The organism is Pseudomonas sp. LBUM1643 (assembly GCF_059716215.1).
Window position 1 is genome coordinate 1,310,532 of record NZ_CP166813.1, and the last position, 17,321, is coordinate 1,327,852.

Genomic DNA, 17,321 nt, shown 5'->3' on the forward strand with positions numbered 1-17,321 from the left:
CATGGCTGTCCTTTTCACTGGAAACCCGATATTCGATGCGCAGTCCCAATTGGTTGTTCCTCGTCTTGCTCCTGCTGCTGGCTGGCCTGCAATACCGCCTTTGGGTGGGTAATGGCAGTCTGGCGCAAGTGGCCGAGCTGACTCAGCAGATTGCGGATCAGCATGCTGAGAACGAAGGATTGCTGGAGCGCAATCGGGTCATGGACGCCGAGGTCAGTGAGTTGAAAAAAGGCATGGAGACCGTCGAAGAGCGGGCTCGCCATGAGTTGGGCATGGTCAAGGACGGTGAAACCCTTTACCAATTGGCTCAATGAACACGTTGTTGCCGGCCTTCTGGGCCGTCATTCCTGCCGCGGGCATTGGTGCCCGTATGGCCGCAGACCGTCCCAAGCAGTATTTGCAATTGGGCGGGCTCACTATTCTCGAACACAGCCTCGGCTGTTTCCTTGATCACCCTGCCCTGAAAGGGTTGGTGGTCAGTCTTGCTGTTGATGATCCTTACTGGCCGAGCCTGGCATGTGCTGGCGACGCTCGTATTCTACGAGTGGATGGCGGTGCCGAACGATCCGGGTCTGTGCTCAATGCGCTTTTGCATCTGCATGCGCTAGGCGCTGAAGACGAGGATTGGGTGCTGGTTCACGATGCTGCCCGGCCGAACCTGAGCCGTGATGATCTGGACAAGTTGCTGAGTGAACTGGCTGACGATCCGGTTGGTGGGCTGCTGGCGATTCCGGCACGCGATACCTTGAAACGGGTCGACAAGCACGGTCGAGTTGTCGAAACCGTGGATCGCAGTGTGATCTGGCAAGCCTATACGCCGCAGATGTTTCGCCTGGGCGCATTGCATCGGGCGCTGGCCGATAGCCTGGTGGCCGACGCTGTCATTACCGATGAGGCTTCGGCGATGGAGTGGGCAGGCCTGGCACCGCGACTTATCGAAGGTCGATCCGACAACCTCAAGGTCACGCGTCCTGAAGACCTTGAATGGCTTCGCCAGCGTTGGGCTAACCGCCGTTAAAAGATCGCAGCCTCGTTGCACTCGACAGCTCCTACATTGTCTGCCATCACCGTACGGCACTTGTAGGAGCTGTCGAGTGCAACGAGGCTGCGATCTTTTGATCTTCAACCCTCAAACCCTGTACTCCGGCCTTAACGCCAACCCCTCCTTCAAGTAGTCCACCAACTTGCGCACCTTCGGTGACAGGTGTCGTTGCTGTGGATAAAGCGCCCACACGGCAGTGTTCGGCGGTTGGTGAGCATCCAGCAGCGAAATCAGTTCGCCGCTTTTCAGGTATTCCAGCACATAGTAGTCCGGCAACTGACATAAGCCCACGCCCTGTAGTGCCGCATCCAATACCGCTTGCCCGCTGTTGCAACGCCAGTTTCCCTGTACCCGCTGGGAAAATTCCCGTCCGTTCTGCTCCAGTTGCCAGAGATCAGTGCTGCCGATGAGGCAGTTATGCCGACTCAACTCCGACAGGCTGTGTGGGCGACCGTACCGTTCCAGGTAGGACGGCGATGCACACAAGTACATGCGCCTCGGCGCCAAGCGAGTTGCGACCAATCGAGAATCCTGCAGTCGACCCAGCCGGATCGCCAGGTCCAGGCCTTCATGCACCAGGTCGAGCTGTCGATTGCTCAGTTCGATGTCGATACGCAACTGCGGATAAAGCCCCATGAACCGGGTTACCAGCGGCACAATGAATCGTTCGCCATACGCTACCGCGCAGGTCATGCGCAGCATGCCCTTGGGCTCGCTGGTCAGGTCGCCGACCGCTCTCAATGCTTCTTCGCGTCCATCCTGCAGGCGTTGGCAATGTTGCAGGAAGGTTTGCCCAGCCTCCGTCAGCGTTACGCGGCGAGTGCTGCGGTAAAGCAACCGAGTCTGAAGGCGCTCTTCGAGGCGTGCTATTTGACGGCTGATATGGGAAGACGAAACTCCCAGGCGTTCTGCAGCTGCGGTGAACTGGCTGTTCTCGGCGACTGCGACGAATTCGTCGATACCTTCCCAGCGATTTTCCGACATGCGCGATTATCCCTGTGTGGCAATAATGTTTTGCTTTTGTCCGGATTATTCATCGTTAAGCGGTGTATTACACTCCCCATCTCGTTTTTATTCACTGGAGAAGCACATGATCAAGTCGCGCGCCGCCGTAGCCTTTGAAGCCAAGAAGCCCCTCGAGATCGTCGAAGTGGATGTCGCCATGCCGAAGGCCGGTGAAGTTCTCTTGCGTGTAGTTGCGTCCGGTGTCTGCCATACCGACGCTTACACTTTGTCCGGTGCTGATCCTGAAGGCATCTTCCCGTCGATTCTGGGTCACGAAGGCGGCGCAGTGGTTGAAGCCATTGGCGAGGGCGTGACGTCGGTCGCTGTGGGCGATCATGTGATTCCGCTGTACACCCCGGAATGCCGCCAGTGCAAATTCTGCCTGTCTGGTAAGACCAACCTGTGCCAGGCCATTCGTGCGACTCAGGGTAAAGGCTTGATGCCAGATGGCACTTCGCGTTTTTCCTACAAGGGCCAGTCGATTTTCCATTACATGGGCACCTCGACTTTCTCCGAATACACCGTGTTGCCGGAAATCTCCGTCGCCAAGATTCCTAAAGAAGCACCACTGGAAAAAGTCTGCCTGCTCGGTTGTGGTGTCACGACCGGTATCGGCGCCGTGCTCAATACCGCCAAAGTAAAACCAGGCGATACCGTCGCGATCTTCGGCCTGGGTGGCATTGGTCTCTCTGCGGTCATCGGTGCGGCCAAAGCCAAAGCTGCACGGATCATTGCCATCGACATCAACCCGGCCAAGTTCGAAATCGCCAAACAGCTCGGTGCAACCGAATGCGTCAACCCGAAAGATTTCGACCGTCCGATCCAGGAAGTCATCGTTGACATGACTGATGGCGGCGTCGATTTTTCCTTCGAATGCATCGGCAATGTCCAGCTGATGCGCGCTGCACTTGAGTGCTGCCATAAAGGGTGGGGCGAGTCGGTCATTATCGGTGTGGCCGGTGCGGGCCAGGAAATTTCTACCCGTCCATTTCAACTGGTCACCGGTCGCGTCTGGCGCGGTTCGGCGTTCGGCGGCGTGCGCGGTCGTACGGAATTGCCTAGCTATGTGGAAATGGCCGAGACCGGTGAGATCCCGCTGGATACCTTCATTACCCACACCATGGGCCTGGAAGATATCAACAAGGCGTTCGAACTGATGCATGAAGGCAAGAGCATCCGCTCGGTCATCCATTTCTGAGGTCGCTCATGAGCCTGGAAAATATCTCTTGCCAGAAAAGTTTCGGTGGCTGGCACAAACGTTACAAGCATCGTTCCGACGTGCTCGGCTGCGACATGGTGTTTGCGGTGTACCTGCCGCCACAAGCGGAGCTGGGCGGAAAACTGCCGGTCTTGTATTGGTTGTCCGGCCTGACCTGCACCGATGAGAACTTCATGCAAAAGGCCGGTGCCATGCGCATGGCGGCCGAGCTGGGTTTGATCATCGTCGCCCCGGATACCAGTCCTCGTGGTCCTGATGTGCCTGGAGACCCGGATGGAGCATGGGACTTCGGTCTTGGTGCGGGTTTTTATCTGAATGCCACCCAAGAACCCTGGTCCCGGCACTATCGGATGCATGACTATGTCGTGCAGGAATTGCCGGCATTGGTCGAAGCCCATTTCCCGGCGTCGGACAAGCGCGGTATCAGCGGCCACTCGATGGGCGGTCATGGTGCGCTGGTTTGCGCATTGCGTAATCCTGGACGTTATTTGTCGGTGTCGGCGTTTTCGCCAATTAACAACCCGATGGATTGCCCGTGGGGGCAGAAGGCGTTTTCCCGCTACCTGGGAGAAGACCGTTCGAAATGGCGCGAATGGGATGCCTGTGCGCTGATCGCCGAAGCTGACGAGAAGCTGCCGCTGCTGGTTGACCAAGGCGATCGCGACGACTTCCTGGCTACCCAGCTCAAGCCTGAAGCCTTGCAACAGGCGACTAAACTGGCTGGACATCCGCTGACGTTGCGCCTGCAACCCGGCTACGACCACAGCTATTTCTTCATCGCGAGTTTCATCGATGACCACTTGCAGCATCACGGGCGCGCCCTAGGCGTCTAATGCAGGTAGAATCACGCCCTGACAAAAATCGGGGCGTTTTTTTATGCGTATTGGCCACGGCTATGATGTGCACCGTTTCGCTGAAGGCGATTTCATTACTCTGGGCGGCGTGCGCATTGCACACGGCTTCGGGCTGCTCGCTCACTCCGACGGTGACGTCCTGCTGCACGCCTTGAGCGATGCGTTGCTCGGCGCTGCCGCGCTGGGCGATATCGGCAAGCATTTCCCGGACACCGACCCTACTTTCAAGGGCGCCGACAGCCGAGTGCTGTTGCGTCACGTCGTTGCATTGATCCATGCCAAGGGCTGGAAAGTCGGCAACGTCGATAACACCATTGTCGCCCAGGCGCCAAAAATGGCCCCGCATATCGAATCGATGCGCGCGTTGATTGCTGCGGATCTTCAAGTTGAGTTGGATCAAGTGAACGTGAAAGCTACCACCACCGAAAAGCTTGGCTTTGTCGGTCGCGAAGAAGGCATTGCCGTTCACGCCGTTGCCTTGTTGCTGCGCGCATGAACGAACTGCAATTGCTCGGCCCGCGGGCTTATGGTGAAGCGCTCGGCACCGCTGTATTGAAAGCCACCGCGGAAGATTTCCAGGTTGATGAAGTGCTTAACATCCCCCTCAGTGGCGATGGTGAACATTTGTGGATCTGGGTAGAAAAGCGCGGTTTGAACACCGAGGAAGCGGCCCGGCGGATCGCCAAGGCTGCAGGTGTTCCATTGCGCACTGTCAGTTACGCGGGACTCAAGGATCGTCAGGCATTGACTCGCCAATGGTTCAGCGTGCAACTGCCGGGCAAGGCTGATCCTGATTTGTCGGCAGCCGAAAACGACACACTCAAAATCCTCAAGACCGGAAGGCATAAACGCAAGTTGCAACGCGGGGCTCATTCAGCCAACGGTTTTACGTTGCGACTGACCCAGTTCGCTGGCGACAAAGAAGCGATTGAAGAGCGTTTGCAGCTGATCGTTAAACAAGGTGTCCCCAATTATTTCGGCGCCCAGCGTTTCGGGTTTGACGGCGGTAATGTGGTGGACGCCCGATCCTGGGCCGCGCGCAAGGCGTTGCCGGAGCAACGCAACGTGCGGTCACGTTTGCTCTCTACTGCGCGCAGCTTCCTGTTTAACCAAGTGCTGGCGGCACGCGTCGCTGAGGGAACCTGGGACCGTGCGCAGATCGGCGATCTGTTGGCGTTCACCGACAGTCGCAGTTTTTTTCCGGCAGGTGAAGCGGAGTGCAGTGATCCACGTCTGGCAATTCTGGATCTGCACCCGACAGGTCCACAGTGGGGCGAAGGTGACTCACCGGCCACTGGTGTTGTCCATGAACTGGAGCAGGCAATCGCCATTCGCGAAGCAGACTTGCGCGATTGGTTGGTTAACGCCGGAATGAGCCACGAACGTCGTATCCTTCGGCTGCCCATTGGTGGGTTGACGTGGCATTATCCCGAGCCTGACATTCTGCAACTGGAATTCGTCCTGCCGGCCGGATGCTTCGCCACCGTATTGGTGCGCGAGCTTGTCGATCTGGTGCCGGTGGGGCAGACGGACAGCCCATGCGTATTCTGATTTCTAACGACGATGGGGTAACCGCACCCGGTCTTGCCGCGCTTTATGCTGCGCTGGCGGATTACACCGAATGCGTGGTTATCGCCCCGGACCAGGACAAAAGCGGCGCCAGCAGCTCGCTGACGCTCGACCGTCCGTTGCATCCTCAAACACTCGCCAACGACTTCATCAGCATCAACGGCACACCCACCGATTGCGTTCACCTGGGCTTGAATGGCTTGCTGGAGCGTCAACCGGACATGGTGGTTTCCGGCATCAACCTGGGCGCTAACCTGGGGGACGATGTGCTGTATTCCGGCACGGTGGCGGCTGCTCTGGAAGGACGCTTCCTGGAACGTCCTTCGTTCGCATTTTCGCTGGTCTCACGGCAGGTGGAGAATCTTCCCACAGCGGCTTACTTTGCTCGCAAGCTGGTAGAAGCCCACGCTGACCTGGAGTTGCCCCCGCGCACGGTGCTGAACGTGAACATTCCCAACTTGCCGCTGGATCATATCCGCGGAATCCAGTTGACTCGCCTCGGGCATCGCGCTCGTGCCGCTGCTCCGATGAAAGTGGTAGATCCCCGTGGCAAATCCGGTTACTGGATCGCAGCAGCCGGCGACGCGGAAGACGGCGGCCCGGGAACCGATTTCCATGCGGTGATGCAGGGCTATGTTTCGATAACGCCGCTGCAACTGGATCGAACCTTCAATGATGCCTTCAGAAGTCTCGATGGCTGGCTGGAGGGTTTGCGCTGATGGCTCGTGAACACGACGACATTCTGCGTCGCGGCATCGGGATGACCTCCCAGCGTACCCGCGAGCGTCTGATTCAGCGCCTTTATGACGAGGGCCTTTCCAACGCCAAAGTGCTGGAGGTCATTCGCCGTACACCGAGACACCTGTTCGTCGACGAGGCTCTGGCCCATCGCGCCTACGAAGATACAGCGCTGCCGATCGGGCATAACCAGACCATTTCCCAGCCTTACATGGTGGCTCGCATGAGCGAGTTATTACTGGAAGCCGGGCCTTTGGACAAAGTGATGGAGATCGGCACCGGTTCGGGCTATCAGACCGCGGTACTTTCGCAACTGGTCGAGCGGGTCTTCTCGGTAGAACGCATCAAGGTTTTGCAAGACCGGGCCAAGGAGCGGCTGGTCGAATTAAACCTGCGTAACGTCGTGTTCCGCTGGGGTGATGGTTGGGAGGGCTGGCCAGCACTGGCGCCGTACAACGGCATCATCGTGACGGCGGTCGCGACTGATGTGCCACAGGCGCTGCTCGATCAACTCGCGCCTGGTGGCCGGCTGGTGATACCGGTGGGTTCTGGCGAGGTTCAACAACTGATGCTGATCATCCGTGAGGAGCAGGGTTTTTCCAGGCATGTCCTGGGTGCCGTTCGTTTCGTTCCTTTGCTGAATGGGCCACTGGCCTGAGCATTTGTTTCAATGCGATGAATTCTATTCGTTTGCCCCTGTCTTACAGCGGCAACACCAGTTTTAAACGGGATTCAACGTCGGTTAGCAAACGTGTGCCTCGCGTCATTAAAGGTAAACCCGGCGCAGCCCGTTATACTTGCGACACTTGAGCCGGATACGGCAATCCAAATTTTCAGCCACCACAAAGGGAGCGGCGGGTGAGTCTCACAGTCATTGCGCAGCGAATGGGTATAACGAGCTTTCAGCGCCTGGTGACTGGCCTTGTCTTGAGCACCTTGCTGGTCGGTTGTTCCAGCAATAAATCCAGTGACGTACGCGTCGTCGATCGGAACAAAGCAGCCGCTCAGCGTCCGGCAGTGACCACAGGTCAGTACGTCGTCCGACCCAAAGATACGATGTTCTCGATCGCCTTTCGCTATGGCTGGGACTACAAGGCGCTGGCCGCGCGAAACAATATTCCTGCGCCCTATACGATCCATCCGGGTCAGACAATTCGCTTTGACGGGCGCACTGGTTCAACACCGGCAGCGGTTGCCAGTTCGTCGAGTTCAACACCGTCGTCATCGAGTAAAACCACAGTCTTTCGTCGTCCGGTAAACGGTGCGGCAGCGGGAACAGCGGTCGTTGTACCGTCTGTCGCCAATAAGCCTGCACCTGCTCCGCTTCCGCCTGCGGGCCCAGCCCCGACCGGCTGGGGATGGCCATCTAATGGCATCCTGATTGGAAAATTCTCTTCAAACGGCAGTTTGAATAAAGGAATTGATATCGCCGGGGATTTGGGACAGCCTGTTTTAGCTGCGTCTGATGGGACGGTGGTATACGCCGGGAGTGGCTTAAGGGGCTACGGCGAATTAGTCATCATCAAACACAGCGATACCTACGTCAGTGCCTACGGACATAACCGCAGGCTGTTGGTTCGGGAGGGGCAGCAGGTCAAGGTCGGACAGACAATTGCCGAAATGGGGTCAACGGGTACAGACCGGGTGAAACTGCATTTTGAGATTCGCCGGCAAGGTAAACCAGTAGATCCGCTGCAATTCCTGCCACGTCGTTGATTTGTTACCAGCCTGTTCCGTCACGTAGAGGGAACAGGCTCCAGCGTTGCCAAGGATAAGGGCGCCGCTTGAGCTTGAGGTCGAACTCACCAAAGGACTATAACAATGGCTCTCAGTAAAGAAGTGCCGGAGTTTGACATCGACGATGAGGTTCTCCTGATGGAGACCGGCGTCGGCACGGATTCGATGTCGAATGATGAAGGGGCTGCTCCACCTTCCGTTCGTGCAAAATCCAAACACTCCGCCTCGCTTAAGCAACACAAGTATATTGACTACACGCGGGCGCTTGATGCCACGCAGTTGTATCTCAACGAAATCGGCTTTTCCCCTCTGTTATCCCCCGAAGAAGAAGTTCATTTTGCGCGTTTGTCGCAAAGTGGAGATCCGGCCGGGCGCAAACGCATGATTGAAAGTAACCTGCGGCTGGTGGTGAAAATCGCCCGGCGTTACGTTAATCGTGGGCTGTCGCTGCTGGACCTGATCGAAGAGGGCAACCTCGGGCTTATCCGGGCGGTGGAAAAATTCGACCCTGAGCGAGGCTTTCGCTTTTCGACCTACGCTACCTGGTGGATCCGTCAGACCATCGAGCGCGCAATCATGAATCAGACCCGGACCATCCGGTTGCCGATTCATGTGGTCAAAGAGCTGAACGTGTACCTTCGGGCTGCACGCGAGCTTACGCAAAAGCTCGACCATGAACCTTCCCCCGAAGAAATTGCCAACCTGCTGGAAAAACCGGTGGGAGAGGTCAAGCGCATGCTGGGCTTGAACGAGCGGGTTTCTTCGGTCGATGTCTCGCTGGGGCCGGATTCGGACAAGACCCTGCTGGACACGCTTACTGATGACCGTCCTACTGATCCCTGCGAACTTCTGCAGGACGACGACCTTTCACAAAGCATCGATCAATGGCTCTCAGAGCTGACCGACAAGCAGCGCGAAGTGGTTATTCGGCGCTTCGGTCTACGCGGACATGAGAGCAGCACCCTTGAAGATGTGGGCCTGGAAATCGGCCTGACTCGTGAACGGGTCAGACAGATTCAGGTTGAAGGTCTGAAGCGTCTTCGGGAGATCCTGGAGAAGAATGGCTTATCGAGCGAGTCGCTGTTTCAGTAAGCGAATCGCCAAGTAAGCAGCAAAAAGCCCCGACTGGTTCGGGGCTTTTTGTTGGCTGGAGTCCGGTGTGATGTAGCCCCATATTTGAGTCTGCTGTTGTAAGTCTTCGCTTACTCTTTTCGTAAGTGTTCGTTATTTTTACACCGTGCCAATCGGCCGTGCACTTCCATTGCTAAACCTATCTAGCTGACTTTTAAGGATAATTATCTTAATCGTCTTCGTCTTAGCGTTTCCGATGTGCGTTGGGGAGCAATTGCCGTCGACCGGGAACTCGCTAATATCCAACGTGTGTCAACGGATAGACACACCCTTCCAGGATGAAGGGAAAGGAAATCGCAGGAGCGATTCATCAGGATGATGAAAAAGGAATACAGGGACTAGGGAAAAAATGTGGGCGGGTCAAACCGCCCCTTTTTTTGCCCGTAGAAAAGCTAAAAGACCTGGAAAACAAAAAAGGCCCACAAGGGCCTTTTAGAGAACGCGGGGTAATCAGCGTTCGAGGTGTTCGATCTTGCCTGGCTTGCCATCCCATTCAGCGGAATCTGGCAAAGGATCTTTCCGTTCCGTGATATTCGGCCATATTTCGGCCAACTCCACGTTCAGCTGAATAAATTTTTCCATACCTGCAGGTACTTCATCTTCGGAGAAGATGGCCACAGCAGGGCATTCTGGTTCGCACAATGCGCAGTCGATGCACTCATCCGGGTGAATCACCAGGAAGTTCGGGCCTTCGTAAAAGCAGTCCACCGGACAGACTTCTACGCAGTCGGTGTACTTGCACTTGATGCAGTTGTCGGTGACGACGAAGGTCATTTCTAATTTTCTCCTCAGGCGGCGGCAGCGGAGCCCCTTCACGTTGGGGTCGCCGGGTTTGGGAGCGATAGTCTGCAGGCCAGGCTGTAGCCTGCAGCATCCCAAACCGCGCGAGATTCTAACAGCTTGCAAGCAACTGCGTTAGATCCGTGTCTTTAGTGCATAGAGCATTTCGAGTGCTTTACGGGGTGTCAGGTCATCCAGATCGATTTTGGCGAGTTCATCCAGCACCGGGTGCGGAAGACTGGCGAACATATCGCTCTGTAGCGGCGCGGCCGGTTTGCCTCTGGCTGGCTTTGGAACTTCGTGAGGCAGCGCGGTCGCTTCCAGGCGGCCAAGGTGTTCGCGGGCACGCACAATGACTTCGCTCGGCACGCCAGCCAATTGCGCAACAGCCAGGCCGTAGCTCTGACTGGCGGGACCTGGCAGAACGTGGTGCAGGAACACGATACGTTCGTTGTGCTCGGTGGCATTGAGGTGCACGTTCGCCACCAATGGCTGGGCCTCGGGTAACACCGTCAGCTCAAAGTAGTGGGTAGCAAACAAGGTATAAGCCCGCAGATACGCCAGGCGTTCAGCTGCCGCCCACGCCAGGGACAAACCGTCGAACGTGCTGGTGCCGCGACCAACTTCGTCCATCAGTACCAGGCTACGCTCGGTTGCGTTATGCAGAATGTTCGCGGTTTCGCTCATTTCGACCATGAAGGTCGAACGCCCGCCGGCGAGATCATCGCTGGAGCCGATACGCGTGAAGATGCGGTCCACCAGCGACAACTCGCAACTGGCTGCCGGGACAAAGCTGCCAATGTGGGCAAGCAGCACGATCAACGCGGTCTGGCGCATGTAAGTGGATTTACCGCCCATGTTCGGACCAGTGATCACGAGCATGCGAGTGTTGTCATCGAGGCTCAGGTCATTGGCCACGAACGGCGTGGTCAGGACCTGCTCGACCACCGGGTGACGGCCCTGGCTGATGCGCATGCACGGCTCTTCGACAAAGCGCGGGCAGTTCAGGTCCAGATTCAGCGCTCGCTCGGCGAGGTTGCTCAGCACATCCAGCTCGGCAAGTGCGGCGGCAGTGTCTTGCAGAGGCGGGAGTTGTGCGATCAGGTCTTCAAGTAATGCTTCGTAAAGCATCTTCTCGCGGGCCAAGGCGCGACTTTTGGCTGACAGCGCCTTGTCTTCGAACGCCTTCAGTTCCGGGGTGATGAAGCGTTCGGCGCCCTTGAGTGTCTGGCGGCGAATGTAATCTGCCGGGGCTGATTCGGCTTGCTTGCTCGGCAGTTCGATGAAGTAACCATGAATGCGGTTGTAGCCGACCTTCAGGTGCGACAGTCCCGTGCGGGCTTTCTCGCGTGCTTCGAGATCAATCAGGAACTGTCCGGCGTTCTCGCTGAGCGATTGCAAGTCATCGAGTTCACTGTCGTAGCCTGTTTTCAACACGCCACCATCACGGATGACCGCCGGCGGGTTGTCGATAATGGCTTTTTCCAGCAATGCCGCCAGTTCCGGATAGGTGCTGGTGGTGTTGGCCAATTGAATGATGTGTGGCGCTTCGAGCTCGGTCATCGCCACTTGCAGTTCAGGCAAGGCACCGAGTGCGTCCCGCAGGCGGGCAAGGTCTCGAGGACGGGCATTGCGCAGTCCGATACGTGCCAGAATCCGCTCTATGTCGCCGATTTCCTTGAGCTGCGGTTGCAGCTTTTCAAAACGGTAGCCGTCGAGCAGGCAGGTGATCGAAGTCTGGCGCGCCAGCAATACGGTCAGATCGCGCAGCGGGCGGTTCAGCCAGCGAGTCAGCAGGCGGCTGCCCATGGCGGTCTGGCAGCGGTCCACCACCGACTGCAAAGTGTTGTCGCGACCACCCGCCAGGTTGGTGTCCAGCTCCAGGTTGCGACGGCTTGCGCCATCCAGCACCACGGTGTCGTCAAGTCGTTCGTGACGCAGGCTACGTAAATGAGGCAAGGCCGTGCGCTGGGTTTCCTTGGCGTAGCTCAACAGGCACCCGGCAGCACCGATCGCCAGGGTCAGGTTCTCGCAGCCGAAGCCTTTCAGGTCCTGGGTGGAGAACTGCTGGCACAAACTTTTCAGCGCCGAGTCACGTTCGAAATCCCACGGTGCACGGCGACGAACCCCGCGACGCTTCTCCGCAGGCAGATCCCTTGGCCAGTCATCCGGGATCATCAGCTCTACCGGATTCACTCGCTCCAGTTCAGCCAGCAGGTTTTCCCAGCCTTTGATTTCCAGCACCGTGAAATTGCCGCTGGTGATGTCCAGTACCGCCAGGCCAAACAAACGTTCGTCACCCAGTACCGCGGCAATCAGGTTGTCGCGGCGCTCATCCAGCAGTGCCTCGTCACTGACCGTACCCGGCGTGATGATGCGCACCACTTGCCGATCGACGGGGCCTTTGCTGGTAGCCGGGTCGCCGACTTGCTCGCAAATCACCACCGACTCGCCGAGTTTCACCAGTTTCGCCAAATAGCCTTCTGCCGCGTGGTAAGGAATTCCACACATCGGAATAGCCTGCCCAGCGGACTGCCCACGGGCTGTCAGCGTGATGTCCAGCAGCTTGGCGGCCTTCTTCGCGTCTTCATAAAAGATCTCGTAGAAGTCGCCCATGCGGTAGAACATCAGCTGGTCGGGGTGCTGGTTCTTCAGGCGCCAGTACTGCTGCATCATCGGCGTGTGGGAGGACAGATCGGAGAGCGCTTTATTCATCGGATAGTTAGGCAAATTCGTTGAAAGGTGTAGGGCAAAGGAGGGACGTAGGCCCGGCTTTTCCGCGATGGGCGCAAGGTTACCATGTGCGGTCCGCTCGACGCAGGCATGAAAGCCGGGGGACGCATTAAGGCTGTTTTCTTCTGCCTCACATTTTGATTGATGCTGTGCCTTGCAAGCGCAATTTGCTCGTGTACGGTGGTTCTCATTCCGCCCGATCAGGAGATGACCGTGAAAGAAATCACCCAGCTCGCCGCTGAACTCGGCAGACGCTTGCAGGTTCTCAATGCCCACGTCACTACCGCCGAATCCTGTACCGGGGGCGGGATTGCGGAGGCAATCACCCGGATCCCGGGGAGCTCGGCGTGGTTTGAGGCCGGCTATGTCACATATTCCAACCGTCAGAAAACCGAGCAGCTGGATGTCCCTGACGAGCTGTTTTCGACCGTCGGAGCGGTCAGTCGCGAGGTGGTCGAAGCCATGGTAAAAGGCGCCCAGGCTAAAAGCCGGGCACGTTTTGCGGTGGCGGTCAGTGGTGTGGCGGGTCCCGACGGCGGGTCCCCGAGCAAGCCGGTCGGCACGGTTTGGCTGGCCTGGGGCGTCGGAGAGCAGTCATTCAGCGAGGTTCAGTACTTCGCCGGGAATCGTGACGAGGTCCGCCGACAAACGGTGAAGGCCGCGCTAGAGGGGCTGCTGCGTCACGCTGCTTTAGAAATCTCAAATCAGGGGTAGGCGATCCTGAATCCCTGTGGAATAATACTGTCTACTTATACAGGTGTTGGCCGTCAGGCCTTATTGATTACGTGAGGACTTTAATGGACGACAACAAGAAGAAAGCCTTGGCTGCGGCCCTGGGTCAGATCGAACGTCAATTCGGCAAGGGTGCCGTAATGCGTATGGGCGATCAGGACCGTCAGGCGATCCCGGCTATCTCCACTGGCTCTCTGGGTCTGGACATCGCGCTCGGCATTGGCGGTCTGCCAAAAGGTCGTATCGTTGAGATCTACGGTCCCGAATCCTCCGGTAAAACCACGCTCACACTGTCGGTGATCGCCCAGGCTCAAAAAGCCGGTGCGACCTGCGCATTTGTCGACGCCGAACACGCCCTCGACCCTGAGTACGCCGGCAAACTGGGCGTCAACGTCGATGACCTGCTGGTTTCCCAGCCGGACACCGGTGAGCAAGCTTTGGAAATCACCGACATGCTGGTGCGTTCCAACGCGGTTGACGTGATTATCGTCGACTCCGTGGCTGCGCTGGTTCCAAAGGCTGAAATCGAAGGTGAAATGGGTGATATGCACGTGGGCCTGCAAGCCCGCTTGATGTCCCAGGCGCTGCGTAAAATCACCGGCAACATCAAAAACGCCAACTGCCTGGTTATCTTCATCAACCAGATCCGTATGAAAATCGGTGTGATGTTCGGCAGCCCGGAAACCACCACCGGTGGTAACGCGCTGAAGTTCTACGCTTCGGTTCGACTGGACATCCGTCGTACTGGCGCGGTGAAAGAAGGTGACGAAGTCGTTGGTAGCGAAACCCGCGTAAAAGTTGTGAAGAACAAAGTGGCCTCGCCGTTCCGTCAGGCCGAGTTCCAGATTCTTTACGGCAAAGGCATCTATCTCAATGGCGAGATGATTGACCTGGGCGTTCTACACGGTTTTGTTGAAAAATCCGGTGCCTGGTATGCCTACAACGGCACCAAGATCGGCCAGGGTAAAGCCAACTCGGCGAAGTACCTGGCAGATAATCCGGACATCGCCGCGACGCTTGAGAAGCAACTGCGTGACAAGTTGCTGACTCCAGCGCCAGACGTTAAAGCATCGCCAGTCAAAGAGACTGCTGATGACCTGGCAGACGCTGATATCTGAATGATCTGATGACCGCCGTACTCGATACACTCGTCGCGGTGCGGCGAACTGCAATGGACCTGCTCGCGCGACGCGAGCACGGTCGAGTCGAGCTGACGCGTAAACTGCGTCAGCGCGGCGCTCTCCCTGAAATGATCGACATCGCACTTGACCGGTTGACGGAAGAGGGGTTGTTGTCCGAAGCCCGTTACCTCGAAAGTTTCGTTTCCTACCGAGCTCGATCTGGATACGGCCCTTTGCGTATTCGAGAAGAGTTGAGCCAGCGCGGCTTGCAACGTAATGATATCGAACTCGCTATACGCGAGAGCGGTATCAGCTGGCAGGCACAACTGGAAGACACTTGGCGACGCAAGTTCTCCGGACATTTGCCGATTGATGCTCGAGAACGTGCCAAACAGGGCAGGTTCCTGAGTTATCGCGGATATTCCATGGAAATGATCGGCCGGTTGTTCAGCGGTCGAGCAATGGACGATTAAACAAAATGGCCCGTTATTTCGATAACGGGCCATTTTTTTGTCTCATATCACCTTGGAAGGCTCACGCGCGCGCTGATGCGCCTGCGGTTTTGTCTGGGCCCAGTTTTCTGGCAGGTTGATGTAATCCACCAGTTCCCGCAGACGTCCGTGATCACGTGCGTTGAAGGTAAAGGCCAGTCTCGCCAGATGGCTGAACTGTTCTTCGTCGTGTTCTTCGCCACTGTAAACATGCTGATGGAAATGGTCGCTCAGGCACAGGTCGGCAAATGCCTCCTGCATGTGCTCAAGGGCCTGATCGCTGAGTTTATGATTCATGCGAATAACGAACTGGTGCTTGAGCCAGCGGCTGGAGTGGAAGTTGCTGTAGAACTGGTTGATCTGCTCCACCGCCTCTTCAGCGCTGTAAACCAGGCTCACCAGCTTCATGTCCGTGGGCAGGATGTAGCGATTTTCCTCCAACTGGTGGTGAATGAAATCCAGTGCACCTTGCCAGAACTTGCCACCTGGCGTATCCAGCAGTATCACGGGCACCAGCGGGCTTTTACCGGTCTGAATCAGCGTCAGCACTTCCAGCGCCTCGTCCAGCGTGCCGAATCCTCCAGGACAAAGAACCAGTGCATTGGCTTCCTTGACGAAGAACAGCTTGCGGGTGAAGAAGAAATGGAAGGACAGCAGATTGGCTGTGCCTTGTACCGTGGGGTTGGCGTGCTGTTCGAAAGGCAGGGTGATATTGAATCCCAGGCTATGTTCCAGACCGGCACCTTCGTGGGCTGCCGCCATGATGCCCCCGCCAGCACCTGTGATCACCATCATGTCCGAGCGCGCCAATGCAGCACCGAGTTCTCGAGCCAGGCCATAAAGAGGGTGTTCGATTGGCGTTCGGGCAGAGCCGTACACAGTCACTTTGCGTCGACCCTTGAACGGTTCAAGCACTCGGAAGGCATGCTCCAGTTCGCGCAGGGCTTGCAGGGTTATTTTGGCATTCCAGCGATTGTGATCTTCCTGAGCCATACGCAGCACGGTGAGGATCATGTCACGGTAAATCGGTATGTTCGGGCTGTTGGGTGAAACCAGGTTGAGTTGTTCTTCGACCTTGCTAGTGAGGTCATGGCCGCCTTCTGCAAAATGACGGCTAAGGAGGTCATTCGGTTGGTAAGGCATTCAGCTTCTCCTTGCATACAGGCTGTGTTTTTTTCGATGAATGAAAAAAACCTTCGCAACAAAACGCACAACGGGCTGCTCCTTTTCGGCCCTCAAATATAAAGGTGGATACGTTAAATCTAGTCCCTCGCGATCAGTTGCGCTGAATTGATCATTGCGCCGCAATGTCTTTCCTGGCAACCGCTTATTGAGGATATGCAAAGTGATTTCACCGCTCGTCTGAACGTGAGCTGAGCGTCCGTTACTCTGATTTACTAAATGACAGAGGTGTCACCAGACTTTTGCGTCCAGGGCACGACGCACGGTATAGGCAGTTCAAAGGATTTATCGCGCAATCAACGGCGAAGGGCAGGGAGGCGTCACACGATGGCCAGAGTTATTCTGGAGATCGATACGCAACTGTATCGATTGCTGAAATTATCAGCCGAGACCAATCATTTGAGTCTTGAGGAGGAGTGTTGCCGGCGTCTTGCGGGAGCCGAGCGACAGTCGCGGTATCTGCAGGCACTGGTAGCGGAGCTGCGCGCCGAGGATGAACAGCGGCGCGAGAACTCACGTTGATTACTTTTTCTTCTGAGTCGCTTTCGGGCAATCTGATTCCTGGAAGCTGGCGGAGCCCACAGCGCGATTGGTTTTCACCTCGGTAAAGTCGTAACGCATGACCGCCCCCTTGGCCATTAGCTTGCGGAATCCCGGATTCCGGCAGACAGAGGCGCCCAGCTGGAAGTACACCGCTTTCGGGTCAGATCGCATCTTCTCGGCGTGGCTGCTTTGCACGCTCAAGTGGTTGATCAGTACATTGCCTTCAGCGGTATAACCCTGGTCAAGAATATCTTCGTTGATCGCCCGTGGCGTGCCGACGCTGCTTTGAGCGGCAACGTTGCGCAGCTCTCGGTTGAGATTCTGCTCACTCAAAGACGCAGCCTGAGCACTGAAGGACGACGCTAGCAGAATGGCAGCGGTGGGAACGATAAGGCGCAGCATGAAACTCTCCTGGTTCAGTGACTGGTGCTTCGACCCGCCACA

The 17,321-nt window shown here is 56.8% G+C and carries 19 protein-coding genes; 14 read left to right on the forward strand and 5 right to left on the reverse strand.

Annotated elements, in window-relative coordinates:
- The first annotated feature begins 35 nt into the window (after positions 1-35).
- Entirely contained in the window at positions 36-314 is a 279-nt protein-coding gene (gene ftsB / locus ACA063_RS05785; RefSeq protein ID WP_008028992.1) for a cell division protein FtsB, read from the forward strand.
- Positions 311-1,018 carry a 2-C-methyl-D-erythritol 4-phosphate cytidylyltransferase gene (gene ispD, locus ACA063_RS05790; RefSeq protein ID WP_497665107.1) on the forward strand — a complete coding sequence of 236 codons (708 nt, stop codon included), beginning with the start codon at positions 311-313 and terminating at the stop codon, positions 1,016-1,018. Before ftsB ends, ispD begins: the two co-directional genes overlap by 4 nt.
- 111 nt (positions 1,019-1,129) lie before the next feature.
- Here ispD and ACA063_RS05795 read toward each other — a convergent pair whose 3' ends face one another.
- Complete coding sequence (locus tag ACA063_RS05795; protein ID WP_497665108.1) at positions 1,130-2,026, reverse strand: LysR family transcriptional regulator; 897 nt, start codon at positions 2,024-2,026, stop codon at positions 1,130-1,132.
- Positions 2,027-2,132: 106 nt separating this feature from the next.
- Here ACA063_RS05795 and ACA063_RS05800 point away from each other — a divergent pair, with 106 nt between their 5' ends.
- The 8 genes from ACA063_RS05800 to rpoS all read left to right on the forward strand — a co-directional run bounded on the left by ACA063_RS05800 (position 2,133) and on the right by rpoS (position 9,256).
- Positions 2,133-3,245: an S-(hydroxymethyl)glutathione dehydrogenase/class III alcohol dehydrogenase gene (locus ACA063_RS05800; protein WP_497665109.1), complete on the forward strand. Its 1,113-nt coding sequence runs from the start codon at positions 2,133-2,135 to the stop codon at positions 3,243-3,245.
- Between the two features lie 8 nt (positions 3,246-3,253).
- Positions 3,254-4,099 carry an S-formylglutathione hydrolase gene (fghA, locus tag ACA063_RS05805; protein ID WP_497665110.1) on the forward strand — a complete coding sequence of 282 codons (846 nt, stop codon included), beginning with the start codon at positions 3,254-3,256 and terminating at the stop codon, positions 4,097-4,099.
- A gap of 43 nt (positions 4,100-4,142) precedes the next feature.
- On the forward strand, positions 4,143-4,616 hold the full coding sequence (gene ispF, locus ACA063_RS05810; RefSeq protein ID WP_309676889.1) for a 2-C-methyl-D-erythritol 2,4-cyclodiphosphate synthase: 474 nt from the start codon (positions 4,143-4,145) through the stop codon (positions 4,614-4,616).
- Complete coding sequence (gene truD, locus ACA063_RS05815) at positions 4,613-5,671, forward strand: tRNA pseudouridine(13) synthase TruD (RefSeq protein ID WP_497665111.1); 1,059 nt, start codon at positions 4,613-4,615, stop codon at positions 5,669-5,671. The genes ispF and truD overlap by 4 nt, the downstream gene beginning before the upstream one ends.
- The gene (gene surE, locus ACA063_RS05820; RefSeq protein WP_497665112.1) at positions 5,659-6,408 is read left to right on the forward strand and encodes a 5'/3'-nucleotidase SurE; all 750 of its coding nucleotides are present in this window, start codon (positions 5,659-5,661) and stop codon (positions 6,406-6,408) included. Before truD ends, surE begins: the two co-directional genes overlap by 13 nt.
- Positions 6,409-6,449: 41 nt before the next feature.
- Positions 6,450-7,085, forward strand: a complete 636-nt coding sequence (locus tag ACA063_RS05825; RefSeq protein WP_178114317.1) for a protein-L-isoaspartate(D-aspartate) O-methyltransferase — start codon at positions 6,450-6,452, stop codon at positions 7,083-7,085.
- Between the two features lie 200 nt (positions 7,086-7,285).
- Positions 7,286-8,143 (forward strand): peptidoglycan DD-metalloendopeptidase family protein, encoded by an 858-nt coding sequence (locus ACA063_RS05830; protein ID WP_497665113.1) that lies wholly within the window; start codon positions 7,286-7,288, stop codon positions 8,141-8,143.
- Positions 8,144-8,248: 105 nt separating this feature from the next.
- Complete coding sequence (rpoS, locus tag ACA063_RS05835) at positions 8,249-9,256, forward strand: RNA polymerase sigma factor RpoS (RefSeq protein ID WP_162439105.1); 1,008 nt, start codon at positions 8,249-8,251, stop codon at positions 9,254-9,256.
- A gap of 489 nt (positions 9,257-9,745) precedes the next feature.
- Here rpoS and fdxA read toward each other — a convergent pair whose 3' ends face one another.
- Both fdxA and mutS read right to left on the reverse strand, forming a co-directional pair.
- Positions 9,746-10,069, reverse strand: a complete 324-nt coding sequence (fdxA, locus tag ACA063_RS05840; protein WP_497665114.1) for a ferredoxin FdxA — start codon at positions 10,067-10,069, stop codon at positions 9,746-9,748.
- A gap of 141 nt (positions 10,070-10,210) precedes the next feature.
- A complete protein-coding gene (mutS, locus tag ACA063_RS05845) occupies positions 10,211-12,790 on the reverse strand; it encodes a DNA mismatch repair protein MutS (protein WP_497665115.1) in 2,580 nt (859 codons plus the stop codon).
- Between the two features lie 225 nt (positions 12,791-13,015).
- Here mutS and ACA063_RS05850 point away from each other — a divergent pair, with 225 nt between their 5' ends.
- From ACA063_RS05850 to recX, 3 genes are all read left to right on the forward strand, one after another.
- On the forward strand, positions 13,016-13,522 hold the full coding sequence (locus ACA063_RS05850) for a CinA family protein (RefSeq protein WP_497665116.1): 507 nt from the start codon (positions 13,016-13,018) through the stop codon (positions 13,520-13,522).
- An 83-nt stretch (positions 13,523-13,605) separates the two neighbouring features.
- Positions 13,606-14,658 carry a recombinase RecA gene (gene recA, locus ACA063_RS05855; protein WP_162439102.1) on the forward strand — a complete coding sequence of 351 codons (1,053 nt, stop codon included), beginning with the start codon at positions 13,606-13,608 and terminating at the stop codon, positions 14,656-14,658.
- A gap of 8 nt (positions 14,659-14,666) precedes the next feature.
- Positions 14,667-15,134, forward strand: a complete 468-nt coding sequence (recX, locus tag ACA063_RS05860) for a recombination regulator RecX (protein ID WP_497665117.1) — start codon at positions 14,667-14,669, stop codon at positions 15,132-15,134.
- A gap of 42 nt (positions 15,135-15,176) precedes the next feature.
- On the opposite strand, the gene ACA063_RS05865 is transcribed toward recX, so the two are convergent.
- Positions 15,177-16,295: an LOG family protein gene (locus ACA063_RS05865; protein WP_497665118.1), complete on the reverse strand. Its 1,119-nt coding sequence runs from the start codon at positions 16,293-16,295 to the stop codon at positions 15,177-15,179.
- A gap of 366 nt (positions 16,296-16,661) precedes the next feature.
- Between ACA063_RS05865 and ACA063_RS05870 the strand changes: the two genes are divergently transcribed.
- On the forward strand, positions 16,662-16,856 hold the full coding sequence (locus tag ACA063_RS05870) for a hypothetical protein (RefSeq protein ID WP_162439099.1): 195 nt from the start codon (positions 16,662-16,664) through the stop codon (positions 16,854-16,856).
- Here ACA063_RS05870 and ACA063_RS05875 read toward each other — a convergent pair whose 3' ends face one another.
- Positions 16,857-17,279: a PA3611 family quorum-sensing-regulated virulence factor gene (locus ACA063_RS05875; RefSeq protein WP_194691214.1), complete on the reverse strand. Its 423-nt coding sequence runs from the start codon at positions 17,277-17,279 to the stop codon at positions 16,857-16,859.
- Between the last annotated feature and the right edge of the window lie 42 nt (positions 17,280-17,321).

Coding starts and splice junctions, on each gene's coding strand:
- ACA063_RS05875 (WP_194691214.1), bottom strand. CDS start 17,279: ATGCTGCGCCTTATCGTTCCCACCGCTGCCATTCTGCTAGCGTCGTCC.
- fdxA (WP_497665114.1), bottom strand. CDS start 10,069: ATGACCTTCGTCGTCACCGACAACTGCATCAAGTGCAAGTACACCGAC.
- rpoS (WP_162439105.1), top strand. CDS start 8,249: ATGGCTCTCAGTAAAGAAGTGCCGGAGTTTGACATCGACGATGAGGTT.
- truD (WP_497665111.1), top strand. CDS start 4,613: ATGAACGAACTGCAATTGCTCGGCCCGCGGGCTTATGGTGAAGCGCTC.
- ACA063_RS05800 (WP_497665109.1), top strand. CDS start 2,133: ATGATCAAGTCGCGCGCCGCCGTAGCCTTTGAAGCCAAGAAGCCCCTC.
- ACA063_RS05795 (WP_497665108.1), bottom strand. CDS start 2,026: ATGTCGGAAAATCGCTGGGAAGGTATCGACGAATTCGTCGCAGTCGCC.
- recX (WP_497665117.1), top strand. CDS start 14,667: ATGACCGCCGTACTCGATACACTCGTCGCGGTGCGGCGAACTGCAATG.
- ACA063_RS05865 (WP_497665118.1), bottom strand. CDS start 16,295: ATGCCTTACCAACCGAATGACCTCCTTAGCCGTCATTTTGCAGAAGGC.
- recA (WP_162439102.1), top strand. CDS start 13,606: ATGGACGACAACAAGAAGAAAGCCTTGGCTGCGGCCCTGGGTCAGATC.
- ftsB (WP_008028992.1), top strand. CDS start 36: ATGCGCAGTCCCAATTGGTTGTTCCTCGTCTTGCTCCTGCTGCTGGCT.
- fghA (WP_497665110.1), top strand. CDS start 3,254: ATGAGCCTGGAAAATATCTCTTGCCAGAAAAGTTTCGGTGGCTGGCAC.
- surE (WP_497665112.1), top strand. CDS start 5,659: ATGCGTATTCTGATTTCTAACGACGATGGGGTAACCGCACCCGGTCTT.
- ACA063_RS05850 (WP_497665116.1), top strand. CDS start 13,016: ATGACCGTGAAAGAAATCACCCAGCTCGCCGCTGAACTCGGCAGACGC.
- ispD (WP_497665107.1), top strand. CDS start 311: ATGAACACGTTGTTGCCGGCCTTCTGGGCCGTCATTCCTGCCGCGGGC.
- ispF (WP_309676889.1), top strand. CDS start 4,143: ATGCGTATTGGCCACGGCTATGATGTGCACCGTTTCGCTGAAGGCGAT.
- ACA063_RS05825 (WP_178114317.1), top strand. CDS start 6,450: ATGACCTCCCAGCGTACCCGCGAGCGTCTGATTCAGCGCCTTTATGAC.
- mutS (WP_497665115.1), bottom strand. CDS start 12,790: ATGAATAAAGCGCTCTCCGATCTGTCCTCCCACACGCCGATGATGCAG.
- ACA063_RS05870 (WP_162439099.1), top strand. CDS start 16,662: ATGGCCAGAGTTATTCTGGAGATCGATACGCAACTGTATCGATTGCTG.